This window comes from Klebsiella sp. RHBSTW-00484 (assembly GCF_013705725.1).
Taxonomy (GTDB): Bacteria; Pseudomonadota; Gammaproteobacteria; order Enterobacterales; family Enterobacteriaceae; genus Klebsiella.
In genome coordinates this window covers 5,662,657-5,685,615 of record NZ_CP055481.1, presented here as the reverse complement: position 1 = coordinate 5,685,615, position 22,959 = coordinate 5,662,657, and the positions used below count along the sequence as shown (strand labels likewise).

Here is a 22,959-nt window from a genome sequence, read left to right as displayed (position 1 = left end):
AAAGTTTATTATTAAGGTTTTAATAAATTAATGATGAAACAACTCACCAAAGTAATGAAAAACTAAGGTGAGTTGGAATTACAGAAGCTCTACTTATCAAAATTTATTCGGGTTATTCTTCAGCTATGTGAAATACCATGTCCTGAAGAACATGACTTACATGGTGATCCATTATGCTATAAAATATGTACTTACCCTTTCTCTCTCCGCGAACAAGCCTTGCACTTCGTAACAACCTCAGATGATGACTGACCAGAGATTGTGATAACTGGAGCGACTCAGCAATGTCGCCTACAGAGACCGAACCACGCATACAGTAAAGCAGGATTCGTAGTCTTGACTGGTCCCCCAGTAGATGGAAAATCTCGGAAAGTTGCCCAATGTCGTTTTGCGAGAGCATTGATAGATCTGGCTCCGCGACATGATCTGTCGCGGAACAGTCTTGTATGTTGCCGCAATCTGATGTGCTGGACATTATGATTCTCCCTCCTAAATTGATAGTGCATCACCAGAGGCCTGATTAATGTTTGTGGCCTGGACTAGAATGGTTATGCTTTTTTCCGTGTTCGTGTTCGTGTTCGTGTTCGTGTTCGTGTTCGTGTTCGTTACGCAGTTTTGTCGGTGAAAGGCTGCATGTATTATCGTTTTGATCGTAATTCCAGTCGATTCCCACAGTTGCATGTTCTATTTTGAACTGCTCATAAAGTTCTTGTTTTACAAGCTTCACAACGTCTTTTACGTCCACATCTTCCTTGGCTCTTACTTCCAGTGTTGCCATCGTCCGACCTGAGGTTATTTGCCAGACATGAATATGACTTACGGCTGCTAAGCCCTTAACAGAACTGATTAGTCTCTGTTCCACCTTGTCTGGGGAGGCATCTTCAGGCGCTCCTTCTAACAGGATGTGCAGCGATTTTGCTAATAATTTCCAGGCACTACGTAAAACCAGTGCTGCGACAAGAACGGAAAGTATTGGGTCAATCGGTGTCCAGCCCGTATAGTAAATGACAATAGCGGCGACAATAGCGCCAACAGAACCCAATAGATCACCCATCACATGTAAAATAGCACCTTTGACATTAACATGATCGGTCTCACCACGGGTCATGATCCATAATACCAATATGTTGACCAACAATCCTGCAATGGCAACGATCAGCATTGGGCCTGCCAGTATAATTGGTGGAGCTTGTAACCTTTCCCATGCCTCATATGCAATCCACGCCACAATAGCGAAGAGTGTCAGGGCATTAAAGAATCCCGCGATGACTTCAAATCGCAAATATCCAAAGGTTCGTTTGCTATCAGCAGCTCGACGGCCAAAACGGAATGCCGCATAAGCCAGCGCCAAAGCTACTGCATCTGTAAGCATGTGGCCTGCATCTGCCAGCAATGCTAATGAGCCAGAAAGTATCCCTCCAACAGCTTCGACCACCATAAATGTGAATATCATGAGGAAGGAGATAAGGACTTTACGCTCGTTTGCACTGGTTACTGCTGGAGTATGGTCATGCTCGTGATCATGTGATTGTGACATAGGGCCTCAAGCGGTTGGTTATACATGATGCCTTCAATATAACATATGAATATGTGTTCATGTAAAGGGTTTTTATATCCATTCCTTCCACGGCATCGGCATGTTCAAAATAATGCGCTTGACCTTCCCACGATGGTAAGCCTTAAGGTTGTTCTTTATCTGACCATAACGATGAGAAATACATCATGAGCATTCAAAAAAAACAGCATTCTAATGATGGTGAAACTCAAGTCAGCTTGCCCATTGAGGGAATGACTTGTGCAAGCTGCGTTGGACGAGTTGAAGCCGCTCTGGCTAAGGTTGAAGGCGTACAAAGCGTAAGCGTTAACCTTGCAACAGAGCGTGCAGATATCCGCCTAAATGCATTAGTTAATCGTATGGCGTTGGTTGAAGCAGTTGAAAAGGTTGGTTATGAGGTTCCTCAAGCTTCTGTAGAGTTATCAGTTCAGGGCATGACATGTGCATCATGCGTAGGGCGTGTCGAAAAGTCGCTCCGAGCGGTTAAAGGCGTAAAAGAAGCCACTGTTAATTTAGCTACTGAAAGAGCCACTGTACGTGGAACCGCTGGAGCTGATGACCTCATAACTGCTATCGAAAAAATCGGTTATGAAGCCAGCCTGGTTGATAACCAAAGCCAGAATAATGATAGTGCCGCAGAAAAAAAAGATGCTGAAAAGGTTGCGTTGAAGAAAGATTTAGTTCTGGCGACCGTACTTGCGTTACCAGTATTTATTCTGGAAATGGGGTCGCATGTGATACCGGGAATGCATCAATGGATAATGGATACCATTGGGCTCCAGGAAAGCTGGTATCTCCAGTTTGTATTAACATTGCTGGTGTTGGCTATTCCGGGGCGGCGCTTTTACCTGAAAGGTATTCCCGCGTTATTAAGACTTGGCCCAGACATGAACTCTCTCGTCTCCGTCGGGACTCTCGCTGCGTTCGGTTATTCAATGGTTGCGACCTTTGCTCCAGGTCTTTTGCCTCAAGGTACCGTCAATGTGTATTACGAAGCTGCTGCGGTAATCGTCGCTCTTATTCTTTTAGGACGATTTATGGAGGCGCGGGCTAAAGGTCGAACGTCTGAGGCTATCAAGCGTTTGGTTGGATTGCAGGCCAAAGAGGCGCATGTGCTGCGTAACGGCATTGTCATCGATATTCCCATTAGTGATGTAGCCCTTGATGACATTATCGAAGTTCGACCAGGTGAGCGGATACCTGTTGATGGTGAGGTGAGTGAAGGAACAAGTTTTGTCGATGAATCGATGATAACGGGGGAGCCTATCCCCGTAGAGAAAGTTCCCGGAAGCTTAATGGTTGGCGGGACTGTTAACCAGAAAGGAGCATTGAGGTTGCGTGCAACAGCCGTTGGTGGCCAGACGATGTTGTCACAAATAATCAGAATGGTAGAGCAAGCCCAGGGCTCTAAACTACCTATACAAGCCGTGGTCGATAAGGTGACATTATGGTTTGTTCCTGTGGTGATGCTGGCAGCGTTGTTAACTTTCCTTGCCTGGTTAACATTTGGGCCATCACCGGCCCTGTCTTTCGCACTGGTTAATGCCGTGGCTGTATTGATCATTGCCTGCCCATGTGCAATGGGATTGGCTACCCCAACCTCTATCATGGTAGGTACTGGGCGTGGTGCAGAAATGGGGATCTTGTTCCGTAAGGGAGAAGCTCTGCAGTTGCTTAAAGATGCCAGGGTTGTCGCTGTAGACAAAACAGGTACTTTGACTGAAGGGCGCCCAGTAATGACAGACCTGGAGTTGGCCGAAGGGTTTGAGCTTGACTTAGTATTAGCAAAAGTTGCCGCTGTTGAATCACGTTCGGAACATCCTATTGCCCGCGCTATCGTTGAAGCTGCTCTAGGAAAAGAGATATCGCTGCCAGCGTTGACTGAGTTTGATTCAATTACTGGGATGGGCGTCAGGGCTACCGTAGACGGAGAGCGCGTAGAGGTCGGGGCCGATCGATTTATGCGTGAGTTAGGCTTGGATATCGAGTATTTTTCAAAGACTGCGATACGCCTTGGAAACGAAGGAAAATCGCCACTCTATGTTGCTATTGATGGACGTCTGGCTGCCATTATCGCAGTCGCTGACCCTATTAAATCAAGTACGCCGATTGCCATAAATGCATTGCACCAACTGGGGCTCAAAGTCGCAATGATTACCGGTGACAATGCCAATACAGCAAATGCGATTGCGAGACAGCTTGGTATTGATGAAGTGGTTGCCGAAGTGTTGCCAGAAGGGAAAGTTGAAGCAGTTCGTCGGTTGAAGGAGTCTTACGGTAAGGTCGCTTATGTTGGTGATGGCATTAATGATGCCCCAGCTTTAGCCGTGGCAGATATTGGGCTTGCAATTGGTACAGGTACCGATATAGCGGTGGAATCTGCTGATGTTGTCTTAATGTCCGGCAACCTACAGGGTGTGCCTAATGCTATTGGATTGTCTAAGGCAACCATAGGTAACATCAGGCAAAATCTTTTTTGGGCGTTTGGTTATAATGCCGCATTGATCCCTGTAGCAGCAGGCCTGCTGTACCCTGCCTATGGATTGCTGCTTTCACCAATCTTTGCTGCAGGCGCGATGGCGCTATCCAGTGTATTTGTCCTGGGCAACGCACTTCGTTTGCGTCGGTTCCAGCCTCCGCTGGCAGAAGACTCTGAGCACTAAGAAAAGGGGAGCTATGAACATTGGTAAAGCATCGAACGAATCAGGAATCTCCGCAAAGATGATTCGCTATTACGAGCAAATTGGTCTGATTCCTGCTACTGGCCGTACCGAAGCGGGCTACCGTGATTATGCACCCAATGATGTCCATCGTCTGATTTTTATCCGCAGTGCGCGCGATCTTGGTTTTTCTCTTGAAGAGATAGCCGATTTGCTCAAGTTATGGAATGACAAATCTCGCCAGAGCGCCGATGTTAAACGTCTGGCACAAGAGCATATGGATGATTTAGAGCGACGTATGGAAAATATGCGACGAATGGCAGATACACTCAGAGCTCTGATCAAAAGCTGTGCTGGGGATGAGCGAGTTGAATGCCCAATACTCCAGACATTAATGACCGCTGACGCTAAAAGCCATCCCGGTAAGAGAGAAGGGGCAGTGCAACGTCGTTCTCGTGGTAACGAAATGGAAAAAGCCTGACCCCTTATTTTAAGGGCAAGATGGCGTAACACAAAGCTGTATGGGCTTGTGTTACGCCATCAGTCTAATCAACTTATAAGCGCACACCACTAATGCCCCCCCCCCAAGTGGTCAGTTGGTACGGTTAAAGGAAGATCACCATTCTCTTCATCAGCAGTCAATTTCTGTACTATCCCGCATTCGTCCACGCTCCGGTCTGAGCTGCAATAGTTATTAAGTTCTTTGAGTTGTATTTCCAGGGCTATTAATTCTTTAATACGATGCTGAACATGAGTGAGATGGGCACTGATTATTGCATCAATGGGGCCACAGTCTTTACCGTGATTATTCATTGCCAGTAGCAATGCACGTATTTCCTCATGGGTCATATCAAGAGAGCGGCAGCGTCGGATAAATAATAACTTTTCCAGATGAGTATTGTTGTAACGGCGATAGTTATTTTCAATATCTCTTAATGGAGCCTGAAGTAATCCTTCTTTCTCATAGTACCGAATAGTTTCCACCGGACAACCCGCCTTACGGGCCAATTCACCAATTTTCATGCATCCCCCCTTATGCGCTTGACCCTGTAGTTAGATTAGGGTCTTTAATCGTCAGTATAGTTAACAGATGAGGCAATGAAAATGAGTGGTGGTGTAAAAAATAGCAAAAACCCTGCAGGAGACGAAGCGGCTAGTTGCTGTGAAACGTTCAATTTAGGGACAGGACTCCGGGTTAAGAATACTGGTGAATCACATAAAGCAAATGATCATGCACATGATCAGCAGGCTCATAATCACAAGAAATGCAGTGATGATCATTCCCATGAAGGTCATAACCATGAAGGTCATAACCATGAAGGCCATAATCATGATGCCCATAGCCATGGCGGCGAAGGGCATTCGCATGATGAGCATAATCATAAGGGATGTAACCATGCTCATACCGCGCAAGAGCATTCTCATGAAGGCCACGATCACGGCCATGGGGGGGATTGTTGCTCCGCTGCTCCAGAACAATTGAGTAGCCTGGGGGGCTCGCAGGTTGTGGCTGGTGGATTACGGACAGAAATTCGCATTATGCAGATGGATTGTCCTGTTGAAGAAAATCTTATCAAAAAGAAACTGGGTGGAATGAGCGCTGTTAAAGAGCTTGATTTCAACCTGATGCAGCGTGTTTTGACTGTAACCCATACACCGGATTCGCTTGAAGCTATCATGGCTGCAATTCGCTCGTTGGGATTCGCGCCAGAAGTCTCTGATAATACTAGCGGCAAGAAAAATACCCAGGAGAAAAAAAAGCCCTGGTGGCCATTAGCTCTTGCTGGCGTAGCTGCTCTTGCAGCCGAAGTGATGCACTGGGCTGATATGCCTGACTGGCTCGAAGCCGGGTTGGCTTTGATAGCAGTGCTTTCTTGCGGTCTGACAACCTACAAAAAAGGTTGGATTTCGATTCGCAATGGCAACTTGAATATCAATGCACTAATGAGTATTGCCGTTACTGGGGCTTTGGTCCTTGGGCAGTGGCCAGAAGCGGCGATGGTTATGGTGTTATTCACCATTGCCGAGCTGATAGAAGCCAAATCACTTGATAGAGCCAGAAATGCAATAGGTTCCCTGATGAACCTGACTCCTGAAACTGCAATGGTCCAACAAGCTGATGGAACATGGCAGGAAGTTGACGCCAGTAGCGTACAACTGGGCAGTATTGTCAGGGTAAAACCAGGTGAACGAATTGGTCTCGACGGAGAAATCGTCAAAGGCCAAACCACCATTAACCAGGCTCCAATTACAGGTGAAAGTATGCCTGTCGATAAAATTGCGGGCGATGCTGTATTTGCTGGAACAATAAATCAGTCAGGCTCTTTTGAATATAAAGTCACTGCAGCTGCAAATAATACAACCCTTGCTCGCATCATTCATGCCGTTGAGCAGGCGCAAGGCGCCAAAGCAGCTACACAACGTTTTGTTGACCGCTTTTCCCAGATTTATACCCCAGTCGTTATGGGTATTGCTGTTGCGGTTGCTGTATTGCCACCATTGTTTGGGGCAGGAACATGGCAGGAATGGATCTATAAAGCTTTAGTTATGCTTGTCATTGCGTGTCCATGTGCCCTGGTTATTTCTACGCCAGTAACGATTGTTAGTGGACTTACTGCAGCTGCTCGCAAAGGGATTCTCATTAAAGGCGGTGTTTATCTTGAGCAGGGACGTAAGCTAAAAGCCCTTGCGCTGGATAAAACAGGAACTATTACCCATGGGAAACCAGTACAAACCGACGTAATGGTGTTCAATGGGTGGAGCGAGCGTGAAGTTCGTACTACTGCAGCTAGTCTCGCTAGTTACTCTGATCACCCTGTTTCACTGGCAATTGTGAATGCTTCTGCTGATTTGAAAAAGCAGGATGTTGACAGCTTTGAAGCGATTGTTGGGCGAGGTGTGCATGGCGCGATTACAGGTAAGGATTTTTACCTTGGTAACCTGCGTTTGACTGAAGAACACTTTAATTGTCCATCAGAGATTAAAGCAACAGTACAAAGGCTGGAAAGCCAAGGTAAAACAGTTATTTTACTCAATGATGGTAAGCAAGTGCTTGGGTTGTTCGCTGTTGCTGATACTGTTAAAAACAGCAGCCGTGAAGCGATTGAACAACTTCATGAACTTGGCGTTAAAACTATTATGCTGACTGGTGATAACCCACATACAGCTAAAGCAATCGCATCTCAGGTTGGAATCGATGAGGCTCGAGGGAATCAATTGCCAGAAGATAAACATCGTGCAGTTGAAGAGCATTCACGGATTGGAATCACTGGGATGGTTGGTGATGGTATCAATGATGCACCGGCTCTGGCTGCAGCAGATATCGGTTTTGCTATGGGCGCAATGGGTACTGATACGGCGATTGAAACTGCAGATGTAGCCTTAATGGATGATGACCTGCGTAAAATCCCAGCCTTTGTAAAATTATCCCGACAAACGTACAGCTTACTCGTGCAAAATATCAGCCTCGCTCTAGGTATTAAAGCCGTATTCCTTGTACTCACGCTCATGGGAATGGGAACTATGTGGATGGCTGTATTTGCTGATGTTGGTGCCAGTCTTCTGGTTGTGGCAAATGGCCTGAGGTTATTACGAAAATAAAGAGTTGGGTCTCTGAGTTCTTCATGGACGACAGACTCAGAGACCGTATTCTGGTTTGAACATATTCATAGAATATGGTTTGAGGGGGAGATGATGGACACCAGGAAATATTCTGAAAGTGTTGTCAAAGATATTTTGAAATGGGTTGAAAGTTCATTGAATACAACCTTGCCAGTAGAATTCATTGCTGATAAGTCTGGTTATTCACGATGGCATTTTCAACGTTTGTTTAAACAGGCGACCGGTGTTGCGCTGGGAGAATATGTTCGTGCTCGTCGATTATCATGTGCTGCGATTGATCTGAAATTGACTTCCAGAACAGTCCTGGACATTGCACTTCAGTATGGTTTTAATTCGCAACAAACTTTCACGAGAGCTTTTAAAAACAAGTTTCATCTTCCTCCCGGTCGGTACCGCAAGCAAGGGGATTGGAATTTATCAGCGCTGTGTCCATCTTTACTTTCAGACGATGAGGAGAGATATGCCAATGTTAGTTAATGACCCCGTATTAATTTCTATGATAGAAGAGCTGGCTGATAACTATAATAAAATGCAGGATTTTTTAATCGATGATGAACCTTGTATTGATATCGTACGGTCGGTGTATGAGTTGGAGTGTACAGTTAGAGAATTCAAAAAAAGAATTATACTTCAACATATTTCCTATTGCCATTCAGATGAATGTGATGACCCTGACCTGCATGTTGCCTTAATTGACAATATAAAAAACATACTTGACTATCTTGAATGATTTTACATGAAGGGGATTAGGCTTTCTTAAAACCATTTGTGTTTTGGATGAATAAATATTATTAATTCACTGATTTCCGTATGGTCTCAACCATAAAGAATATGATGGTAACTAACCCGGGTCAGTCAGTGCGACTCATGCAAGATGCTTGATGTGTATATCGTATAAAAGCTTGACCCTATATCAACTTCATGGTTTTTAATGGAACCAAGTCGAGAGTAGCGAGGACGATGAACAGAGCAATAGGGGAAATCATCAATGGAGCCTTGTTGCGGACGTTCTGCCGAGTCGCTAGAGCAAATAGAGGTCTCCATGATCAAGCAAAAAACTATCAAGAATATTGTTGAATTAAACGGTATTGGCTTGCATAGCGGTAAAACCGTTAACATGAAAATCATGCCTGCTGGTGCCGATAGTGGCATACGGTTCCGTAGAACAGATGTAACTCCTGTTGTTGATATTCAGCTCCGTGCCGATCAGATTCATGACACTATGCTGGCAACAAGCATTATCAACCCTCAGGGAGTTCGAGTTTCAACAATCGAGCATTTCCTTTCTGCGGTGTCCAGCATGGGGCTTGATAACCTCCTGGTGGAGCTCGATGCTCCAGAACTTCCCATTCTCGATGGGAGTGCCAGAGGATTCATAGACTCAATAATGCACGCTGGTTTGATAGAGCAGTGTGCGCTAAAAAAATATCTTCTGATAAAAAAAACGGTTTCCGTAAAAGATGGCGACAAATGGGCTCTTTTGCATCCAGACTCAAAGTTCTCGATCGATTTTATGATTGATTTTAAGCATCCCTTGATTTCTGCTGAGACTAATAGATTAAATATTGAAGTGTCGAAAGAAAACTATATTAGCGAGATTGCTGATGCCAGAACTTTCGGATTTGTTCGTGATGTAGAACTTCTACAACAAAAAGGTCTTGGGTTAGGGGCAAGTTTGAACAATGCGATAGGGCTTGATGAATATAGCGTTCTGAATCCGGAAGGTCTGCGATTTAATAACGAACTTGTGCGACATAAAACACTGGATGCGATTGGAGACCTCTTTGTATCAGGCCATAATATTATTGGCGCCTACCATGCTTATAAGTCAGGGCATGCATTAAATAATAAGTTGATGCTTGCACTGTTGAATGATGTCGAATCATGGGAATTAGTGAGTGTTGGTGAATATAAAAATGATGCCACTAGAGAAACCATCCTTTCTAAACCCAAAGAAGAGTGTTTTGAGTCATTAAGTATGTGGTCATAAGGGATATGAGTATGTTCGTCACATCTGGTTTTTTACACAGCTTATCTTGATGATTTTTTTCTTGACCTTACCACCACGGGAAGGTCTAGGCTGGATATCGACTAAGTCTTGATGAGCCAAACGGTAACCGTATCACTACGTATGCAAGGTAAGAGTGTCAGAAACGACGTCATTTGAAACTGGATCTGATATTAACAGAATACATTTTGGGAGGTAAGGATGAACATTGGTGATGCTGCCCGGTTATCCGGAGTTTCCGCCAAAATGATCCGCTATTACGAAGAGGCGGGATTAATACCGGAAGTTGCAAGAACTGCAGCCGGGTATCGGATGTACAGCGATATTGATGTGTACAAATTGCATTTTATACGCCGATGTCGGGAGTTAGGTTTCTCTCTGGCGCAAACAGGAGAACTTCTCTGTCTTTGGGGTAACCATTCGCGCCAAAGCGCTGATGTGAAAAAATTAGTCGAGTCACACATCCGCGAGTTGACTGTAAAAATTCAAGAATTTCAGCGTATGGCATCAATACTTACAACGCTTTCTGATTGCTGTGCAGGGGATGATAAGCCTGAATGCCCTATTTTGCGTGCACTGTATCTTGCAGATGTTAACGGTTTGCAGGAATCAGATTCTGGCCCTGAAATTACTTAGCCGCTACCCATATATGACAGTAATTTCAACTGAAATTACGCCCACAAAACAAGATGATATTAACATTAATTGGGTTAGTAATTCTTGGGTGAAAAGAAAGCAATGTGGTTTTTAAAATATATTAACTGTTTTTAGTAGTGAGGTTTACAATGTCAGATATTATTCCCGGATATTGCACACTTTGCCGTTCGCGTTGCGGGACGTTGAATGAAGTAGCAAATGACCACCTGATCAAGGTACGGGCCAACCCTGAACATCCTAATGGTAAGGCCATGTGTATGAAGGGCAAAGCGGCACCTGAGCTGGTGGACAGCGCAAATAGAATTCTGTACCCGATGAAGAGAACCCATCCTAAAGGTGCCGAGAACCCGGGCTGGAAACGTATAAGTTGGGAAGAGGCTATGTCAACGATAGCCGGACAACTGGAAAAATTTAAACGAGAGAACGGAGCTGAATCTGTCGCTTTCGGTTTTACGAGCCCAAGCGGTACCCCCCTCAGCGATGCAATTGAATGGTTAGAGCGATTTGTTCGTATCTATGGCAGCCCAAACACCAGCTATGGAACTGAAATATGTAACTGGCATAAAGACGTTGCACATCGATGGACCTTTGGCTGCGGCATCCCTGTTGCTGACTATTCCCATGCCGATCTTATCCTTCTTTGGGGGCATAACCCCGCGAATACTTGGCTTGCCCAGGCTAGTGCGATTGGTACTGGTCGAAATAACGGTGCAAAACTGATCGTCGTGGATCCTCGCCCGACACCTTTAGCGAAAGAAGCAAATGCCTGGCTTGATGTCAATCCTGGGACTGACGGTGCATTAGCTTTGGGGTTAAGCCATCTCCTGGTAGAAAGAAACCTGTTTAATCATGAGTTTGTTCGAAACTGGACTAATGGTCCTTTGTTGGTTCGAAATGATAATGGTTATTTTCTTCGGGAAAAAGATATTAACCCACTTGCCATCAGTAATCGCTATACAGTTTGGGACGAACACAACCAGCAAGTCACATTTATCGATTCCGAGACTCGAACTGAAGAAACGCTGACGCCTACAGCTGCACTTGAGGGTAATGTTGAAGTTGCAATAGCTGATGGTGCAAAAATTTCCTGCCAAACGGCGTTTTCATCTTTTAAAGATATGTTGGCTAATTATGACCCAGAAAACGTAAGCCGTATCACCGGGGTATCTGTTGCATCAATTGAAGCCGCTGCGAGTTTGATTGCCGGGGCCAAGAAAATCGCCTACCACAGCTGGTCTGGAGTGGCACAACACACTAATGCCACCCAAACAGAACGTGCGATTGCGACACTGTATGCTTTAACCGGTTGTTTCGATCAGGAAGGATGTAATCGAATCTATGCCAGCCACCCGGTGAATGTGGTTAATTCACCGACACTGATGCCAAAATCACAATGGGATAAAGCATTAGGTCTTGAAGAAAGGCCTATCGGGCCGCCTTCACAAGGTTGGGTTCATTCTCAGGATATCTGGCATTCAGTATTAGAAGGTACACCCTATAAAATTCGCGGGTTAATTGGCTTTGGTGCCAACATATTACTTTCACAAAGTGATACTTCTCTCGGACAACAGGCGCTTGAGGCACTTGAGTTTTATGCCCATGTAGATTTGTTTGAAACGCCTACATCAAAGTATGCTGATATCCTTCTGCCAGTAAACACTGCCTGGGAGCGCGAAGGCCTAAGAACCGGGTTTGAAAGTAGTGCTGCTGCTCAGGACCACATTCAGTTGAGAAAAAAAATGGTCTCTCCGCGCGGTGAAAGCCGTTCCGACCTTGAGATTGTTTTCGATCTTGCATGCCGGTTAGGAATGAATGAAGCGTTCTTCGACGGCAATATTGAGGCAGCCTGGAATTATCAACTAGAACCATTAGGTTTGACTGTTGAGATGCTCAGAAATAAGCCAGAAGGTTACGATATCCCGCTTGAGCATAAAGTCAGAAAATATGCTTTCAGAGACCCAAATAGCGGATATCTGGCAGGTTTCAATACAGAAACAAAACGTGCAGAGTTTTACTCTGAGATCCTTCATCGCTATGGTTACAATCCTTTACCTGAGTATGTACAGCCGCAAGAATACCAGCGCAACGATCCTGATTATCCACTAATGCTGACATCCGTTAAAAGCGGATTCTTCTGTCATAGCCAACATCGAAGCCTGACTAGCCTACGAAAAAAAGCACCTTATCCAACGGTAGACATTTCGGCAGCTCTGGCTGACGAAGAAGGTATCAAGACGGGGGATTGGGTAGAAATTGAAACGAGAGCAGGTCTTGCTCGATTTAGAGCAAAAGTGGAAGCCAAACTCTCTCATGAAACTGTAATTGCTGAGTTTGGGTGGTGGCAGTCTTGTCCTGATTTTGGCAAACCTTCATACCCGGTTAAAGGTGAGTACAGTAGCAATTACAATAGCTTAATCAGCGGTGATAGCTATGATCCAGTCAGCGGTGCTTTACCTTTGCGTTCATTCCGCTGCCGCATTCGCCGCTTGAATGATTTTGAGCTGATAAGACGCCCCTGGGAAGGTCGTAAAACATTCAAAGTCATTGAACTGAAAAAAGAAGCAGATAATGTTACGACAGTTACCTTCCAATCGAATAGTGAAGGCTACTTACCTGATTATGAACCGGGCCAGCATATCACTGTTAGCTGTTGTCCGATGAGCGATTCTGAAGAGATCGTTACCCGGGCGTATTCGCTGACAGGCCCTGCGTTTGTTCATGACCGTAAAACCTATTCCATTTCTGTCCGTCATCAGAAAGCGACTGATGAGAAAGGTGAATATGTAGAAGGAATAATGTCATCCTACATAAACACGCATTTGCAGATAGGCAAGGATGTTGAACTTACGCCTCCTGGGGGGAATTTCATTGTCCCGCTCAATGCCGTCCAGCCTGTCGTAATATTTGCTGGCGGTATTGGAATTACTCCATTCATTTCCTATCTGGAGTCTATTAACCCCCAAGCGGAAGGTCCGGAAATCTGGCTTTTCTATGCTAATCAAAATAGTAGGCTACATGCGTTTAAGAAAAGAATTGCGGAGCTAAATGCGTCTATTGACAGGCTTAAAGTAATTAATATCTACAACCAGCCCCTCGACTGTGATATTCCAGGATTGGATTATGATAGAGCTGGTTATGTTGGTGCGGGAGATGTCGAGGCATATCTTATTGAGAATAATGCTCGTTATTACATGTGTGGTCCGCAGCCTATGATGGATGCGATATCCCGAGGGCTTCAGGAGAGAGGTGTACCTGCATTTGCTATTTTCTACGAGATATTTCGTTCTCCGACAAAAATAAATAATGATCCCTCATTACGTCATAAAGTAATTTTTGCAAAATCAGGAAGAGAAGAGACCTGGACCACGGATAAAGGTACTCTGCTGAATTTTGGAGAAAAACTTGGGATTAAAATGCCTAGTGGTTGTCGTGTTGGACAATGTGAAAGCTGTTCAACTAAGGTGATTGCCGGGAACGTGCAGCATCTGAATGGTGTGGAACCCTCTGATGAGGGTGCATGTTTGACATGCCAGTGTATTCCTGCCGGTGATATCACTATTGATGCCTGAGATAGGTATTAGCATCCTTTACATCAGGCCATTTTAGTGGTCTGATGTTATTCAATGGATAACGCTATGTTTTAAAGACATTTTTAATTATTTTGCGCCAATCCAACTCAATAACCGATTTAATGAATTATTTCAGTGCGATCTTCATGAATTTTTATCATCCTCCCCCTTACCTTCAAGTTACTGCAAGTTTTAGCCTGTAAGAAATTACTACAGTCACCAGTTTCGGATTGGCCGAAGAGTTTTAGTGAATGAAAGGCTTGCAATGATAAAATTGAAACTTCATTGTTTTTCTGCATCGAGCCTAAAAAAATGACCGGGTATCCCTGAGCACAAAACCAGCCATCCACTCGATACATACCGGAAACGCGTTGATAACCGCGCTGCCATGGATGCCATATTCTTCTTCCTCAGGACTGGTTGTCTGAACGCCACCGGGATATGTTCATCGAGTCCTGCACACCGGCGCTTTAAGGAGTGGCACGATTCAGGCATCTTTGAGCGCTTCTGGCAGAACGGTTTGCTTGCCTGCGAGCATCTGGACAGCATTGACTGGTCCTGGTTGTCGATGGACGGTTGTATGACCAAATCGCCGCTGTCAGGAACAAAAAAACAGGTCGCAATCCTAAGGACAGAGGGAAACAAGGCGTAAAGCGCAGCCTGCTGACGGACGCCAGGGGGCTTCCTCTGTCGCTGGTCGTCGCAGCAGCGAACACGCACGACATCAAACTGGTTGCGGATACGCTCGATGCCCTTCAGACGGGGCATCCGGGTGGAAACTCAGGCTCTGTCTGGACAAAGGTTACGAAGCTGGATGGCTGAAAACGTATCTGCAGAGTCGCCGTTACGAGCCACATATTCAGTCCCGTAAAGAGGAGTCTGACGCCACTAAAAACAGGGACTTCAAAGCCCCTCTCTGGGGCGTTGAGAGGACTCATAGCTGGATGAATCGCTTTCGCCGGGTTCTGACCCGATGGAAAAAGAAGGCCGAAAATTACGAGGCTATGTTGCATTTTGCCTGTGGTCTTATCGTCTGGAATAAAGTCCTATTGAGATAGGCTCTTAGTTAATAGAATTCCGTTCATATGGTCTATCATATGCTGTATACAGATCGAGAGAGTACCACTTGCACTAAAATTTATTGTATTCCCAAAAGCATCAAGAGCGGTGACATTTATTTTCTCTGCACGGTATACAAAACGACTGGTTCCTGGTATAGAAAGACATTTTTCCTCCGTGATATTTTTTTCTTCCTTACTCTCAGCAATTACCGGATTAATTAATACTATTGGTTGCACCAGCGATTCAGGGACATCAATTACAGCAATCCTTTGGTGAACACCAACCTGGGTTGCTGTTAAACCTACACTGGATGTACCGTACATAGTGGTAATCATATCCTTAATAAATTGCCGGGTTATCGGTGAAATATGTTCGACGGGCATTGCAATGATCTTCAATTTGGGATCCGGATACTTTAAAACTGATAATAATGACATGCAAGGCTACTCTTTATTTAAATGGCAGTAAAAACGATATGTTTTAAGTCGGACCTGAGTGGAGAACCGGGACAGAAATAACTACTGGACTGACAGCCAGATATAAATTTTCTGCTGCCTGCGAACGTCATTCCGGTCTGTCCTGCTCAACAGCACAAAAGACCGGAAACACTATATCAGAGAAGAGGAAGGGTATAACTGACTGTAACCCGGGTTTCATCCTGGTCACGCTGTCCAGCAGAGCCTTTTCTACTTGTGTCAGGCAGAGCGCTGCGCATTGTGGCATTTTTTACGGAGATGCCAAGTCCGTTAAGTATTCCCTCGGGGATAGTATAACTCAGGGCAATATCCCGTTCCCATTCCCCCTTTCGCCCATCCCCGGTATCAATATTATCGGCGTTCAGATAGAGGATACTTAGATTCAGCCCTTTGAGCCCTGCATCAGCAAAATTATAGGCGTACCGTGCCAGCCAGGTTCGCTCCCCCGCCCTGCTGAATTTTAGCAATTGTGCATCAGTAATTAACCAGGTGCTTGTTCCTTCTCCATCACCACGATTCAGATATGGAAAGTCACTTTTCCCCGTCAGCCACTGATAACCACTGCTCACACTGTGACTTCCAGAAGACCATGTCAACTGACCGCTATAAACATTGTTGTCCACTTCTCCCTTTGTGCGATTATTTCCGTAATAACCAGTACTTACATATCCGGCACTCCGTCCTGCAGCACTTCCGTTCTTTCCGTCTGCATCGCTGATGAATATACGAATATCTGATTTCAGGTTCCCGGAAACGATTTTCAGGTTATGTGCCAGTCCGATATAGTTTTGCCTGTAAAAATTATCCAGCTCACCGTAATAGTATGAGAGAGTCATGTCTTTCATAAGAGTATAGTCACCACCGGCGAAATAAAAACGATTACTGCTCCGTGAAGTGGGACCACTTCCATTGGCTCCGGCAATGGACATTCCGCGCATATCTGTGGAGTTACGTCCTTTTGTATGTGTGAGAACGCCGCCGGTCAGACTCAGATCGTCGATATCTGTTGATGATATTTGTCCTCCCTGATATGTCATGGGCAAAAGGCGGGCATCGTTGTATATAACGACGGGATTTTTGGGCTGAAGCGTTCCATAACGGAGTTCCGTATCAGATATTTTTGCCCTGCCGGTAACCCCCAGGCTACCGAACTGATGAACCGCTCTGCCATCATTGTCTAGCGGAAATACTGTACCGGGTTGCCGACCTGACGCCGGTGAGCCTGCTTTACCTCCTCCGTCAAGTCTGATGCCCAGTAGCCCCAGAGTGCTCAGTCCGAATCCCACTGGCCCTTCAGTATAACCTGAATCGTAATTGAGGATGAACCCCTGTCCCCATTCTTCCTGTTTACTGAACCCGTCCCCACTGCGATTATCTGTATTAATATAGAAATTGCGGAGTGTGAGATTGGCCTTACTGTCTTCAATAAAACCGGCTATCGCATTAGGGACTGTAACTCCCGGCATCAAAGCTACAGCAGATATTACGAGTGTAACTATTCTCATTCAGGTAATTCCTTTAGCTTGCCTGATATCAATATACGCGGTAACACGAAGGGAAAATGGCAGAAAATAATGAGGTATTTGTTTACCGCTGCACTAAGTACGAATCCATTTCATATCAAAAACCATGAAGTGGCTACAGGGTCAAGACTTTTTTTCAGACTGACTGCTTATACCATGGATTGGCCCTATGCACCGTGTTTCTGCTGGTTGTAAGACAGGAGACTTCCGTTTAGACCGGCACTGTTTTCAGGGAGGGAATCAATCTGATGTATCAAGCGAATTGGGTTAATTGTAAGCGTCCAGCGAGACTTGCAACTACCCACAATTATATTAAGGTAATCATTATGATAATCAGCTAAATTACTTTCAGGGATGGTTGAATGATTAATCAGGAACAGACTTCGCTTTCATGGCTCGATGAGGAAATTAATTCTTCTGTCTTTAGCGATCGCCGCCGTGCCAGTCGTTTTAAAAGTCTCATGCAAAAACTCTGGCGGGGGATGGGCAACAGCCTCCCTTTTGCCTGCCAGGATAATGCAGCAACAAAAGCCGCTTACCGGTTCCTTTCCAGTGACAGGATTGATGAGCAGCACCTGCTGCAGGGACATTCCGAGGCTACCAGTCAAAGGATATATGCGCTGCAAGGTGAGAAGATTCTACTGCTTCAGGACACCACAACATTTGGCTACCACCGGGATAACCCTGATGCAGTAGGATTTGCAGGCAATCACACCTAATCAAGACGGGGAATGATGCAGGTGTCAATTGTGGGATCCTGATGCATTCGAGCCTGGCAGTGACGACATCAGGGCTCCCGCTGGGTCTGACCGCGGTGAAGTTCTGGACCCGAAAAAAATTCAAAGGCACTAACGCACTTAAAAGGAAAATTAATCCGACCGTTTTTTTACATCAGATCACTGGCTGACAGTCAAAGACGTGGCTCACGTCTTCATGGTTGACATAGTCTGTCCGGACAGAGATGTCCATATCCGAGCAAGTTTCCGGCAGGAACGAGGTTGCCATAGCTCCGGATGAGAGCATGCCATTCAGAATCAGTACTGCAGTCACGCTAAATTTTTTCATCTGTATATTCCTCTTCATCAGATATCGCCGTTTCACCTGTTAATGTGTATTAAAAACCCTGTGGTTCATACAGGGTCAACACCCTTACGCTGTTTTTTCTGGTGGGATAAGGACAAAAAAAAGGCTACCTGGGGGTAACCTGACTAAAACAGTCATCAAGGAAAACGGACAACAGGGATAGGGTTGTCCTGGAGGGTGTGTCCGCATGTGAGGTCGCCGGCGGAACCGGAGGTGACCCCCACTATAGTGGCAGTCAGTCCGGCAGTTCCCTCTGCGACCATCTCACGCGTTTACTGCTCAGGTTCAGGGTAATACCGTCCCGGATTACTTATCAAGTACTGCAGTCACGCGGGCAACGTTTTTCTGGTCAGCACTGGTGATGCGGTAGGACGAAGCACCGGATTCCTGGGCGATAGCGGCAATTTTCGCTTCCGCGTTGTTCAGGGTGTCAGCAGTAACGCTGACGGACTGGGCGAAGCCGGAGAAAGAAACTACGGAGAGCATACCGGCAGCAGCAAGCAGTTTGATGTTTTTCATGGTCATATTCCTTGGGTTATCTGGTCATCTGGTGATACCGGCGTCATCGCCGTCTCACCTGTTGATGTGTATTAAAAACCCTGTGGTAAATACAGGGTCAACAAGTTATTTTGTAAATTATTGTCGGCTGTGTTTTTGTCGTTTTCATACAACCCAGCTCTTGAAAGAGCCTCACCGTGGCTGACGAGAAATGAGAAAATACGGCCGTAACAGACACCGCGAAACCGGGATTGCGCTGGGGAGATAGGTCGGTGCAGGGCAAGTTAACTTACAGGATTAGTGAGGGTTTATGATGTTATGGCTACTGATTAAGTACGCGTGCGTATTCTGGCGAAGTTGAACGGTTATTCCGGAGGAACGTGAACGCGTTATTCCCTAACGCGCCCTAACTTCTTTTTATTACACCGACCGTTCACTTTCAGTCAACCTGTGCCAGTCGTTTTCTCATCGACTCACCCTTCATTTCCAGCCGGTGGGAGTTATGCATCAGACGATCAAGGATCGCGTCTGCCAGCGTGTTATCGCCAACGCAGCCATACCACTCATCCGTTGGCAGCTGGCTTATCATCACCGTGGCGTTCTTTCCGTATCTGCCATCCATCAGTTCCAGCAGATCGTTACGCTGCGCTGGCAGCAACGGCTCAAGGCCCCAGTCATCCAGGATAAGCAGCTGCGTTTTTGACAGCTGAGCCAGCTGCTTTCGGTAACTACCGTCTGCGCGGCTGTGCGTCAGTTCAACCAGCAACCGGTTCAGTCTCCAGTACTGTACGCTGTAACCCTGCTGGCAGGCGTTGTTGCCAAGGGCGCAGCCCACATAGGTTTTGCCGCAACCGCAGGGGCCGGTTATCAGCAGGTTCTGCCCCCTGACCACCCATTCGTTCTGGCTTAGCTGAGCGATCCGAGAACGTTCTAGGTTTCTCGCTGGCTGGTAGTCGATGTCCTGGACCGAGGCTTCAAGCCTCAGGCGGGCTTTTTGTAGCAGACGTTTCTGTTTACGCTGATCCCTTTCGAGTGATTCGCGCGTGACCAGCAACGCCAGTCTTTCCCTGAAGGAGAGCTCTTCGTAAGTGCCGGGTTGCTACATCTGTGAGGACAGCGCGGCCGCCATTCCCGTCAGTTTCATTTCTGTCAGCTGTTTCATCAGCGTATGTGGCATTATCGGATCCCTTGTTTCAGTGGAAGTGGCGTGGGCCACGGATGTTTTCATGTTCCTGAGGAAGCTCCTGGGACGGGTGCAGATCTTTGTCCGCCGGAACCAGGTCGCGGTTATTCTTCAGGATCGACTTTATCTGCTTCAGCCGGGTTAATCCCTCTGCATTGGCCAGCCGACAGCTGTTATTGACGCGCTCAGAAGGATATTCACGCGTCAGGCTCAGCAGCCCCAGACACAGGCGATAGGCCTGTTCCGGATGCGCTTTTTCAGCCAGACGCTCGCTGACCCACGTGAAGGTGTCGGAGCCCACACCGGCCGCCCAGCTTTTCAGCCGCTCTGGCGTCCACTGCTGATGATGACGATGGCGCTCCGGCATATGTTCTGCTGCCGTACTGTTGCCCGGATGAAGACGCCGCGGGTGACTGGCGATCATCTGCCCGTCAGACCAGACTTCAAGCTGGTTGTCGAAGGCATGAAGCTCCACAGTTTTACCGACGTGCTGATGGGGGACTGAGTAGTGATGCTGTTCATATTCCACGTGATAATCGATATTCACCTTCGCTTTTTTGATGTGCCGGTAGCGCCACTGCTGCACCGGTAATGGCCTGAGCACAGTTTTGTCCAGCCTTTCGAAGGCCTCACGGCGATTGCCCGGCAGTTTTTTGAAGGGACGTTCGTTGAGCCCGGTTACCAGCGTACGGATACAGTGGTTCAGCTCAGCAAGCGAGAAGAAGACCTGGTGACGGAGCCGGGCCAGGATCCTGCGTTCGACGATCTGAACGCCCACTTCTGCTTTGGCTTTATCTTTTGGTTTACGCGGCCGCGCTGGTATCACGGCAACATTGTAGTGCTCAAGCATCTGCTGGTAGGTTGGATTAACGTCAGGATCATATTTACAGGCCCGTGACGTGGCGCTTTTCAGATTGTCCGGAACAACAAGCTCAGGAACACCGTCAAGCCACCGGAAGCAACGAACATGGCTCATAACCCAGTCCTCAAGCTGCTGGGACCAGGTGGCCTCTGCCCATGTGTAACTTGACGCCCCGAGAACGGCCACGATGATCTGCGCGGTTCTTATTTCCCCGGTATCAGGGTTGGTAATGTCAACGGTTGGCCCACAGTAATCAACGAAGAGTTTTTCGCCAGCTTTATGGACCTGGCGCATTGATGGCGAGGTGGTTTTCAGCCATTCGCGATACATCCGGCAATAATGGTTATAACTGTAAGAGCCGCCAGGATTGCGTTCTCCGTACTCTTCCCAGAGCAGTTGAAGCGTCACGCATTTATTACGCAGCTCTTTGTATACCGTAGCCCAGTCTGGCAGGGAGTGTTTCTTCATCTTCACCTGCGTTTGAAGGAACGTATGCATTAGCGCTGCATCATCCCATTCTGCGGGCAACGGCCACTGTTTAATACCAAGCTGAGCCGCCCGATTGGCGTAGCGGGATACGACAGAAGGTGAGATCGCCAGACTCCGGCCAATCTGACGATGGCTGAGTCCGGCACCATATTTAAGTCTAAGTATTTCTTTGAGTTTTCTCATAGAGATTGGAGCTGTCGGCATAGGTATCCTTCACCGGAATGGCAAAAGATACAGATCAACACACCTGTGAAGTTCCAATAACATTGATGGAGATCACCGAATAACAAAGTGAGTCAAAAGTGATCTCCATCGATGTTATTCAGCGATCTGCTCAAATGTTATTACCCGATCTCGATGGATGTTATTGGGTGATCTCCGTTCATGAAAATACGCAGGTGATCGGAGTAAAAATAGGCAGGCCTCATTGGTTATGATGATACCTGCTTGTTTAATTATCACTTTAAATATAATTCTATTTTCTTGTAGGGGGATTTTTTAAGTCTGAGATGTGAAAATTAAAAAAATGGCAGTGGCATTTCTTATGAAAACACCTATTGCGTATTACCACTCACAGAGACCGCCTAATAACATTACCGAAGTACGGCTGATAACATTTCGCTGGATCGCCGAATAACGGTGTTTTTCAGGGGGGAGAGTTGTCAGTTCAGTGCTGTTCATGATAGACCATGGGTCGATATTCTTTTTACCCAGGGTCTTCTGACTAATGAGCACACATTATCGCCTGTATCCACCATTCCTCTGTGTTCCTGAAAAGCATAATTTTCCGGATGTCTGGGAGCATTTTTGTTGTAAGTTGCTGAATCTTCAGCATGGTACCAGTGAAATTTATGTCCGAAATCCTCCTGAGCAGGGGATTGATCTCTGGTATCCCTCCGCCCGAATAGCTTATCAGTGCAAGTGTGTGGAATCCGGTAAGGCTGGTGATTTCAATGTTACAAAAGCTATTGAGTCAGTCATATCAGCCAAAGCGGCCCGGCATGTGCTGGGCTGGGAAAAGTATGTTTTGTGCGTCAACGTCCCTGTTACCGGGGGGGCGGAAAAGAGGCTGAAAGAGGTCCTGCCTGACATTGATGTCATGAGCGAATCGGTATGGTTGTCTCTGTGTGAAAAGCATCCCCTTGACGTTGAACGTAATTTCAGAAAGCTTCTCGATGTTCCTCAAAACAGATTTGTTTCAGCCATTAGTAATACCTTTTCAGTACGCTATACCGAAGAGCTCCGGCAACAACTGGAAGATTCACCTTTTGATATTTTTTTGTATTCCAGTCGACAGGATTCCGTGTTTCGGATCCCTGTGGCGGGGAGCTTTACTGCGGGAGATGTAATCAACATTCTGCGGAATTTTTTCCGCCTTCCGAAACCAGCGACATTTTCAGACGAAAACATTCAGGTATCGCTTAATCATTCTTTGGTCTTTGATGGCAAAAAAGTCCCTCTTAAAAAGACCCTGGGAGAGGTGGGGGTTGTCCATGGTTCTGTCGTTACTTTCTGGACTCAATTTGCCTGGAAAGACCTGGAAGATTTCCGGTTTGATGGCGATGTTATTCATTATGGCGTTCCCACATTGAGTAAAGAAGAACGCAGGGATAGGGCACTGGCCAGATATAAAAGAATTATACAGGAAGGATTCCGTGAGGCTGAGACAGGTATTATAACTGATATATCCGCAGAAAAATGAGGTGGGGGTTG

18 protein-coding genes and 2 pseudogenes are annotated in these 22,959 nt (G+C 46.3%); 11 read left to right on the top strand and 9 right to left on the bottom strand.

Features of this window, described 5'->3' with window-relative positions; all coding sequences use genetic code 11:
• Positions 1–112 precede the first annotated feature (112 nt).
• Positions 113–313, bottom strand: a complete 201-nt coding sequence (locus HV213_RS26730) for an ArsR/SmtB family transcription factor (protein ID WP_425267832.1) — start codon at positions 311–313, stop codon at positions 113–115.
• A 207-nt stretch (positions 314–520) separates the two neighbouring features.
• On the bottom strand, positions 521–1,537 hold the full coding sequence (locus HV213_RS26725) for a cation diffusion facilitator family transporter (RefSeq protein ID WP_023336662.1): 1,017 nt from the start codon (positions 1,535–1,537) through the stop codon (positions 521–523).
• 185 nt (positions 1,538–1,722) lie between these two features.
• Here HV213_RS26725 and HV213_RS26720 point away from each other — a divergent pair, with 185 nt between their 5' ends.
• Both HV213_RS26720 and cueR (HV213_RS26715) read left to right on the top strand, forming a co-directional pair.
• Positions 1,723–4,218: a heavy metal translocating P-type ATPase gene (locus HV213_RS26720; protein ID WP_023336663.1), complete on the top strand. Its 2,496-nt coding sequence runs from the start codon at positions 1,723–1,725 to the stop codon at positions 4,216–4,218.
• A gap of 13 nt (positions 4,219–4,231) precedes the next feature.
• On the top strand, positions 4,232–4,696 hold the full coding sequence (gene cueR, locus HV213_RS26715) for a Cu(I)-responsive transcriptional regulator (RefSeq protein ID WP_016154433.1): 465 nt from the start codon (positions 4,232–4,234) through the stop codon (positions 4,694–4,696).
• Positions 4,697–4,785: 89 nt separating this feature from the next.
• On the opposite strand, the gene HV213_RS26710 is transcribed toward cueR (HV213_RS26715), so the two are convergent.
• The gene (locus HV213_RS26710) at positions 4,786–5,238 is read right to left on the bottom strand and encodes a Cd(II)/Pb(II)-responsive transcriptional regulator (protein ID WP_023336664.1); all 453 of its coding nucleotides are present in this window, start codon (positions 5,236–5,238) and stop codon (positions 4,786–4,788) included.
• 81 nt (positions 5,239–5,319) lie between these two features.
• Between HV213_RS26710 and HV213_RS26705 the strand changes: the two genes are divergently transcribed.
• The 7 genes and pseudogenes from HV213_RS26705 to HV213_RS26675 all read left to right on the top strand — a co-directional run bounded on the left by HV213_RS26705 (position 5,320) and on the right by HV213_RS26675 (position 15,128).
• Positions 5,320–7,815 carry a heavy metal translocating P-type ATPase gene (locus HV213_RS26705; protein ID WP_023336665.1) on the top strand — a complete coding sequence of 832 codons (2,496 nt, stop codon included), beginning with the start codon at positions 5,320–5,322 and terminating at the stop codon, positions 7,813–7,815.
• Between the two features lie 90 nt (positions 7,816–7,905).
• Complete coding sequence (locus HV213_RS26700) at positions 7,906–8,313, top strand: helix-turn-helix domain-containing protein (RefSeq protein WP_080396553.1); 408 nt, start codon at positions 7,906–7,908, stop codon at positions 8,311–8,313.
• Entirely contained in the window at positions 8,297–8,566 is a 270-nt protein-coding gene (locus HV213_RS26695) for a hypothetical protein (RefSeq protein ID WP_224788372.1), read from the top strand. The genes HV213_RS26700 and HV213_RS26695 overlap by 17 nt, the downstream gene beginning before the upstream one ends.
• 312 nt (positions 8,567–8,878) lie before the next feature.
• A complete protein-coding gene (gene lpxC / locus HV213_RS26690; RefSeq protein WP_023302364.1) occupies positions 8,879–9,826 on the top strand; it encodes a UDP-3-O-acyl-N-acetylglucosamine deacetylase in 948 nt (315 codons plus the stop codon).
• Between the two features lie 219 nt (positions 9,827–10,045).
• Positions 10,046–10,480 carry a Cu(I)-responsive transcriptional regulator gene (cueR, locus tag HV213_RS26685; protein ID WP_023336667.1) on the top strand — a complete coding sequence of 145 codons (435 nt, stop codon included), beginning with the start codon at positions 10,046–10,048 and terminating at the stop codon, positions 10,478–10,480.
• Between the two features lie 149 nt (positions 10,481–10,629).
• The gene (locus HV213_RS26680; RefSeq protein WP_023336668.1) at positions 10,630–14,070 is read left to right on the top strand and encodes a molybdopterin-dependent oxidoreductase; all 3,441 of its coding nucleotides are present in this window, start codon (positions 10,630–10,632) and stop codon (positions 14,068–14,070) included.
• Between the two features lie 322 nt (positions 14,071–14,392).
• Positions 14,393–15,128, top strand: a pseudogene (locus HV213_RS26675) (IS5 family transposase).
• Here HV213_RS26675 and def read toward each other — a convergent pair.
• Positions 15,117–15,530: a peptide deformylase gene (gene def / locus HV213_RS26670; RefSeq protein ID WP_052702687.1), complete on the bottom strand. Its 414-nt coding sequence runs from the start codon at positions 15,528–15,530 to the stop codon at positions 15,117–15,119. The pseudogene HV213_RS26675 and the gene def overlap by 12 nt on opposite strands.
• A 215-nt stretch (positions 15,531–15,745) precedes the next feature.
• On the bottom strand, positions 15,746–17,113 hold the full coding sequence (locus tag HV213_RS26665) for an OprD family outer membrane porin (protein WP_023336670.1): 1,368 nt from the start codon (positions 17,111–17,113) through the stop codon (positions 15,746–15,748).
• Positions 17,114–17,493: 380 nt separating this feature from the next.
• Between HV213_RS26665 and HV213_RS26660 the strand changes: the two genes are divergently transcribed.
• Positions 17,494–17,850 carry an IS4/Tn5 family transposase DNA-binding protein gene (locus HV213_RS26660; protein ID WP_016154428.1) on the top strand — a complete coding sequence of 119 codons (357 nt, stop codon included), beginning with the start codon at positions 17,494–17,496 and terminating at the stop codon, positions 17,848–17,850.
• A 172-nt stretch (positions 17,851–18,022) separates the two neighbouring features.
• On the opposite strand, the gene HV213_RS26655 is transcribed toward HV213_RS26660, so the two are convergent.
• The 4 genes and pseudogenes from HV213_RS26655 to istA all read right to left on the bottom strand — a co-directional run bounded on the left by HV213_RS26655 (position 18,023) and on the right by istA (position 21,450).
• On the bottom strand, positions 18,023–18,214 hold the full coding sequence (locus HV213_RS26655) for a hypothetical protein (RefSeq protein ID WP_125387074.1): 192 nt from the start codon (positions 18,212–18,214) through the stop codon (positions 18,023–18,025).
• A 306-nt stretch (positions 18,215–18,520) separates the two neighbouring features.
• Entirely contained in the window at positions 18,521–18,733 is a 213-nt protein-coding gene (locus tag HV213_RS26650) for a YdgH/BhsA/McbA family protein (RefSeq protein WP_016154425.1), read from the bottom strand.
• Positions 18,734–19,151: 418 nt separating this feature from the next.
• Positions 19,152–19,889, bottom strand: a pseudogene (gene istB, locus HV213_RS26645) (IS21-like element helper ATPase IstB).
• A gap of 16 nt (positions 19,890–19,905) precedes the next feature.
• Positions 19,906–21,450, bottom strand: a complete 1,545-nt coding sequence (istA, locus tag HV213_RS26640) for an IS21 family transposase (RefSeq protein WP_023336673.1) — start codon at positions 21,448–21,450, stop codon at positions 19,906–19,908.
• A gap of 523 nt (positions 21,451–21,973) precedes the next feature.
• Between istA and HV213_RS26635 the strand changes: the two genes are divergently transcribed.
• Complete coding sequence (locus HV213_RS26635; RefSeq protein WP_023336674.1) at positions 21,974–22,948, top strand: hypothetical protein; 975 nt, start codon at positions 21,974–21,976, stop codon at positions 22,946–22,948.
• Positions 22,949–22,959: the final 11 nt, after the last annotated feature.

Coding starts and splice junctions, on each gene's coding strand:
- HV213_RS26730 (WP_425267832.1), bottom strand. CDS start 313: ATGCGTGGTTCGGTCTCTGTAGGCGACATTGCTGAGTCGCTCCAGTTA.
- HV213_RS26725 (WP_023336662.1), bottom strand. CDS start 1,537: ATGTCACAATCACATGATCACGAGCATGACCATACTCCAGCAGTAACC.
- HV213_RS26720 (WP_023336663.1), top strand. CDS start 1,723: ATGAGCATTCAAAAAAAACAGCATTCTAATGATGGTGAAACTCAAGTC.
- cueR (WP_016154433.1), top strand. CDS start 4,232: ATGAACATTGGTAAAGCATCGAACGAATCAGGAATCTCCGCAAAGATG.
- HV213_RS26710 (WP_023336664.1), bottom strand. CDS start 5,238: ATGAAAATTGGTGAATTGGCCCGTAAGGCGGGTTGTCCGGTGGAAACT.
- HV213_RS26705 (WP_023336665.1), top strand. CDS start 5,320: ATGAGTGGTGGTGTAAAAAATAGCAAAAACCCTGCAGGAGACGAAGCG.
- HV213_RS26700 (WP_080396553.1), top strand. CDS start 7,906: ATGATGGACACCAGGAAATATTCTGAAAGTGTTGTCAAAGATATTTTG.
- HV213_RS26695 (WP_224788372.1), top strand. CDS start 8,297: ATGCCAATGTTAGTTAATGACCCCGTATTAATTTCTATGATAGAAGAG.
- lpxC (WP_023302364.1), top strand. CDS start 8,879: ATGATCAAGCAAAAAACTATCAAGAATATTGTTGAATTAAACGGTATT.
- cueR (WP_023336667.1), top strand. CDS start 10,046: ATGAACATTGGTGATGCTGCCCGGTTATCCGGAGTTTCCGCCAAAATG.
- HV213_RS26680 (WP_023336668.1), top strand. CDS start 10,630: ATGTCAGATATTATTCCCGGATATTGCACACTTTGCCGTTCGCGTTGC.
- HV213_RS26665 (WP_023336670.1), bottom strand. CDS start 17,113: ATGAGAATAGTTACACTCGTAATATCTGCTGTAGCTTTGATGCCGGGA.
- HV213_RS26660 (WP_016154428.1), top strand. CDS start 17,494: ATGATTAATCAGGAACAGACTTCGCTTTCATGGCTCGATGAGGAAATT.
- HV213_RS26655 (WP_125387074.1), bottom strand. CDS start 18,214: ATGAAGAGGAATATACAGATGAAAAAATTTAGCGTGACTGCAGTACTG.
- HV213_RS26650 (WP_016154425.1), bottom strand. CDS start 18,733: ATGAAAAACATCAAACTGCTTGCTGCTGCCGGTATGCTCTCCGTAGTT.
- istA (WP_023336673.1), bottom strand. CDS start 21,450: ATGCCGACAGCTCCAATCTCTATGAGAAAACTCAAAGAAATACTTAGA.
- HV213_RS26635 (WP_023336674.1), top strand. CDS start 21,974: ATGAGCACACATTATCGCCTGTATCCACCATTCCTCTGTGTTCCTGAA.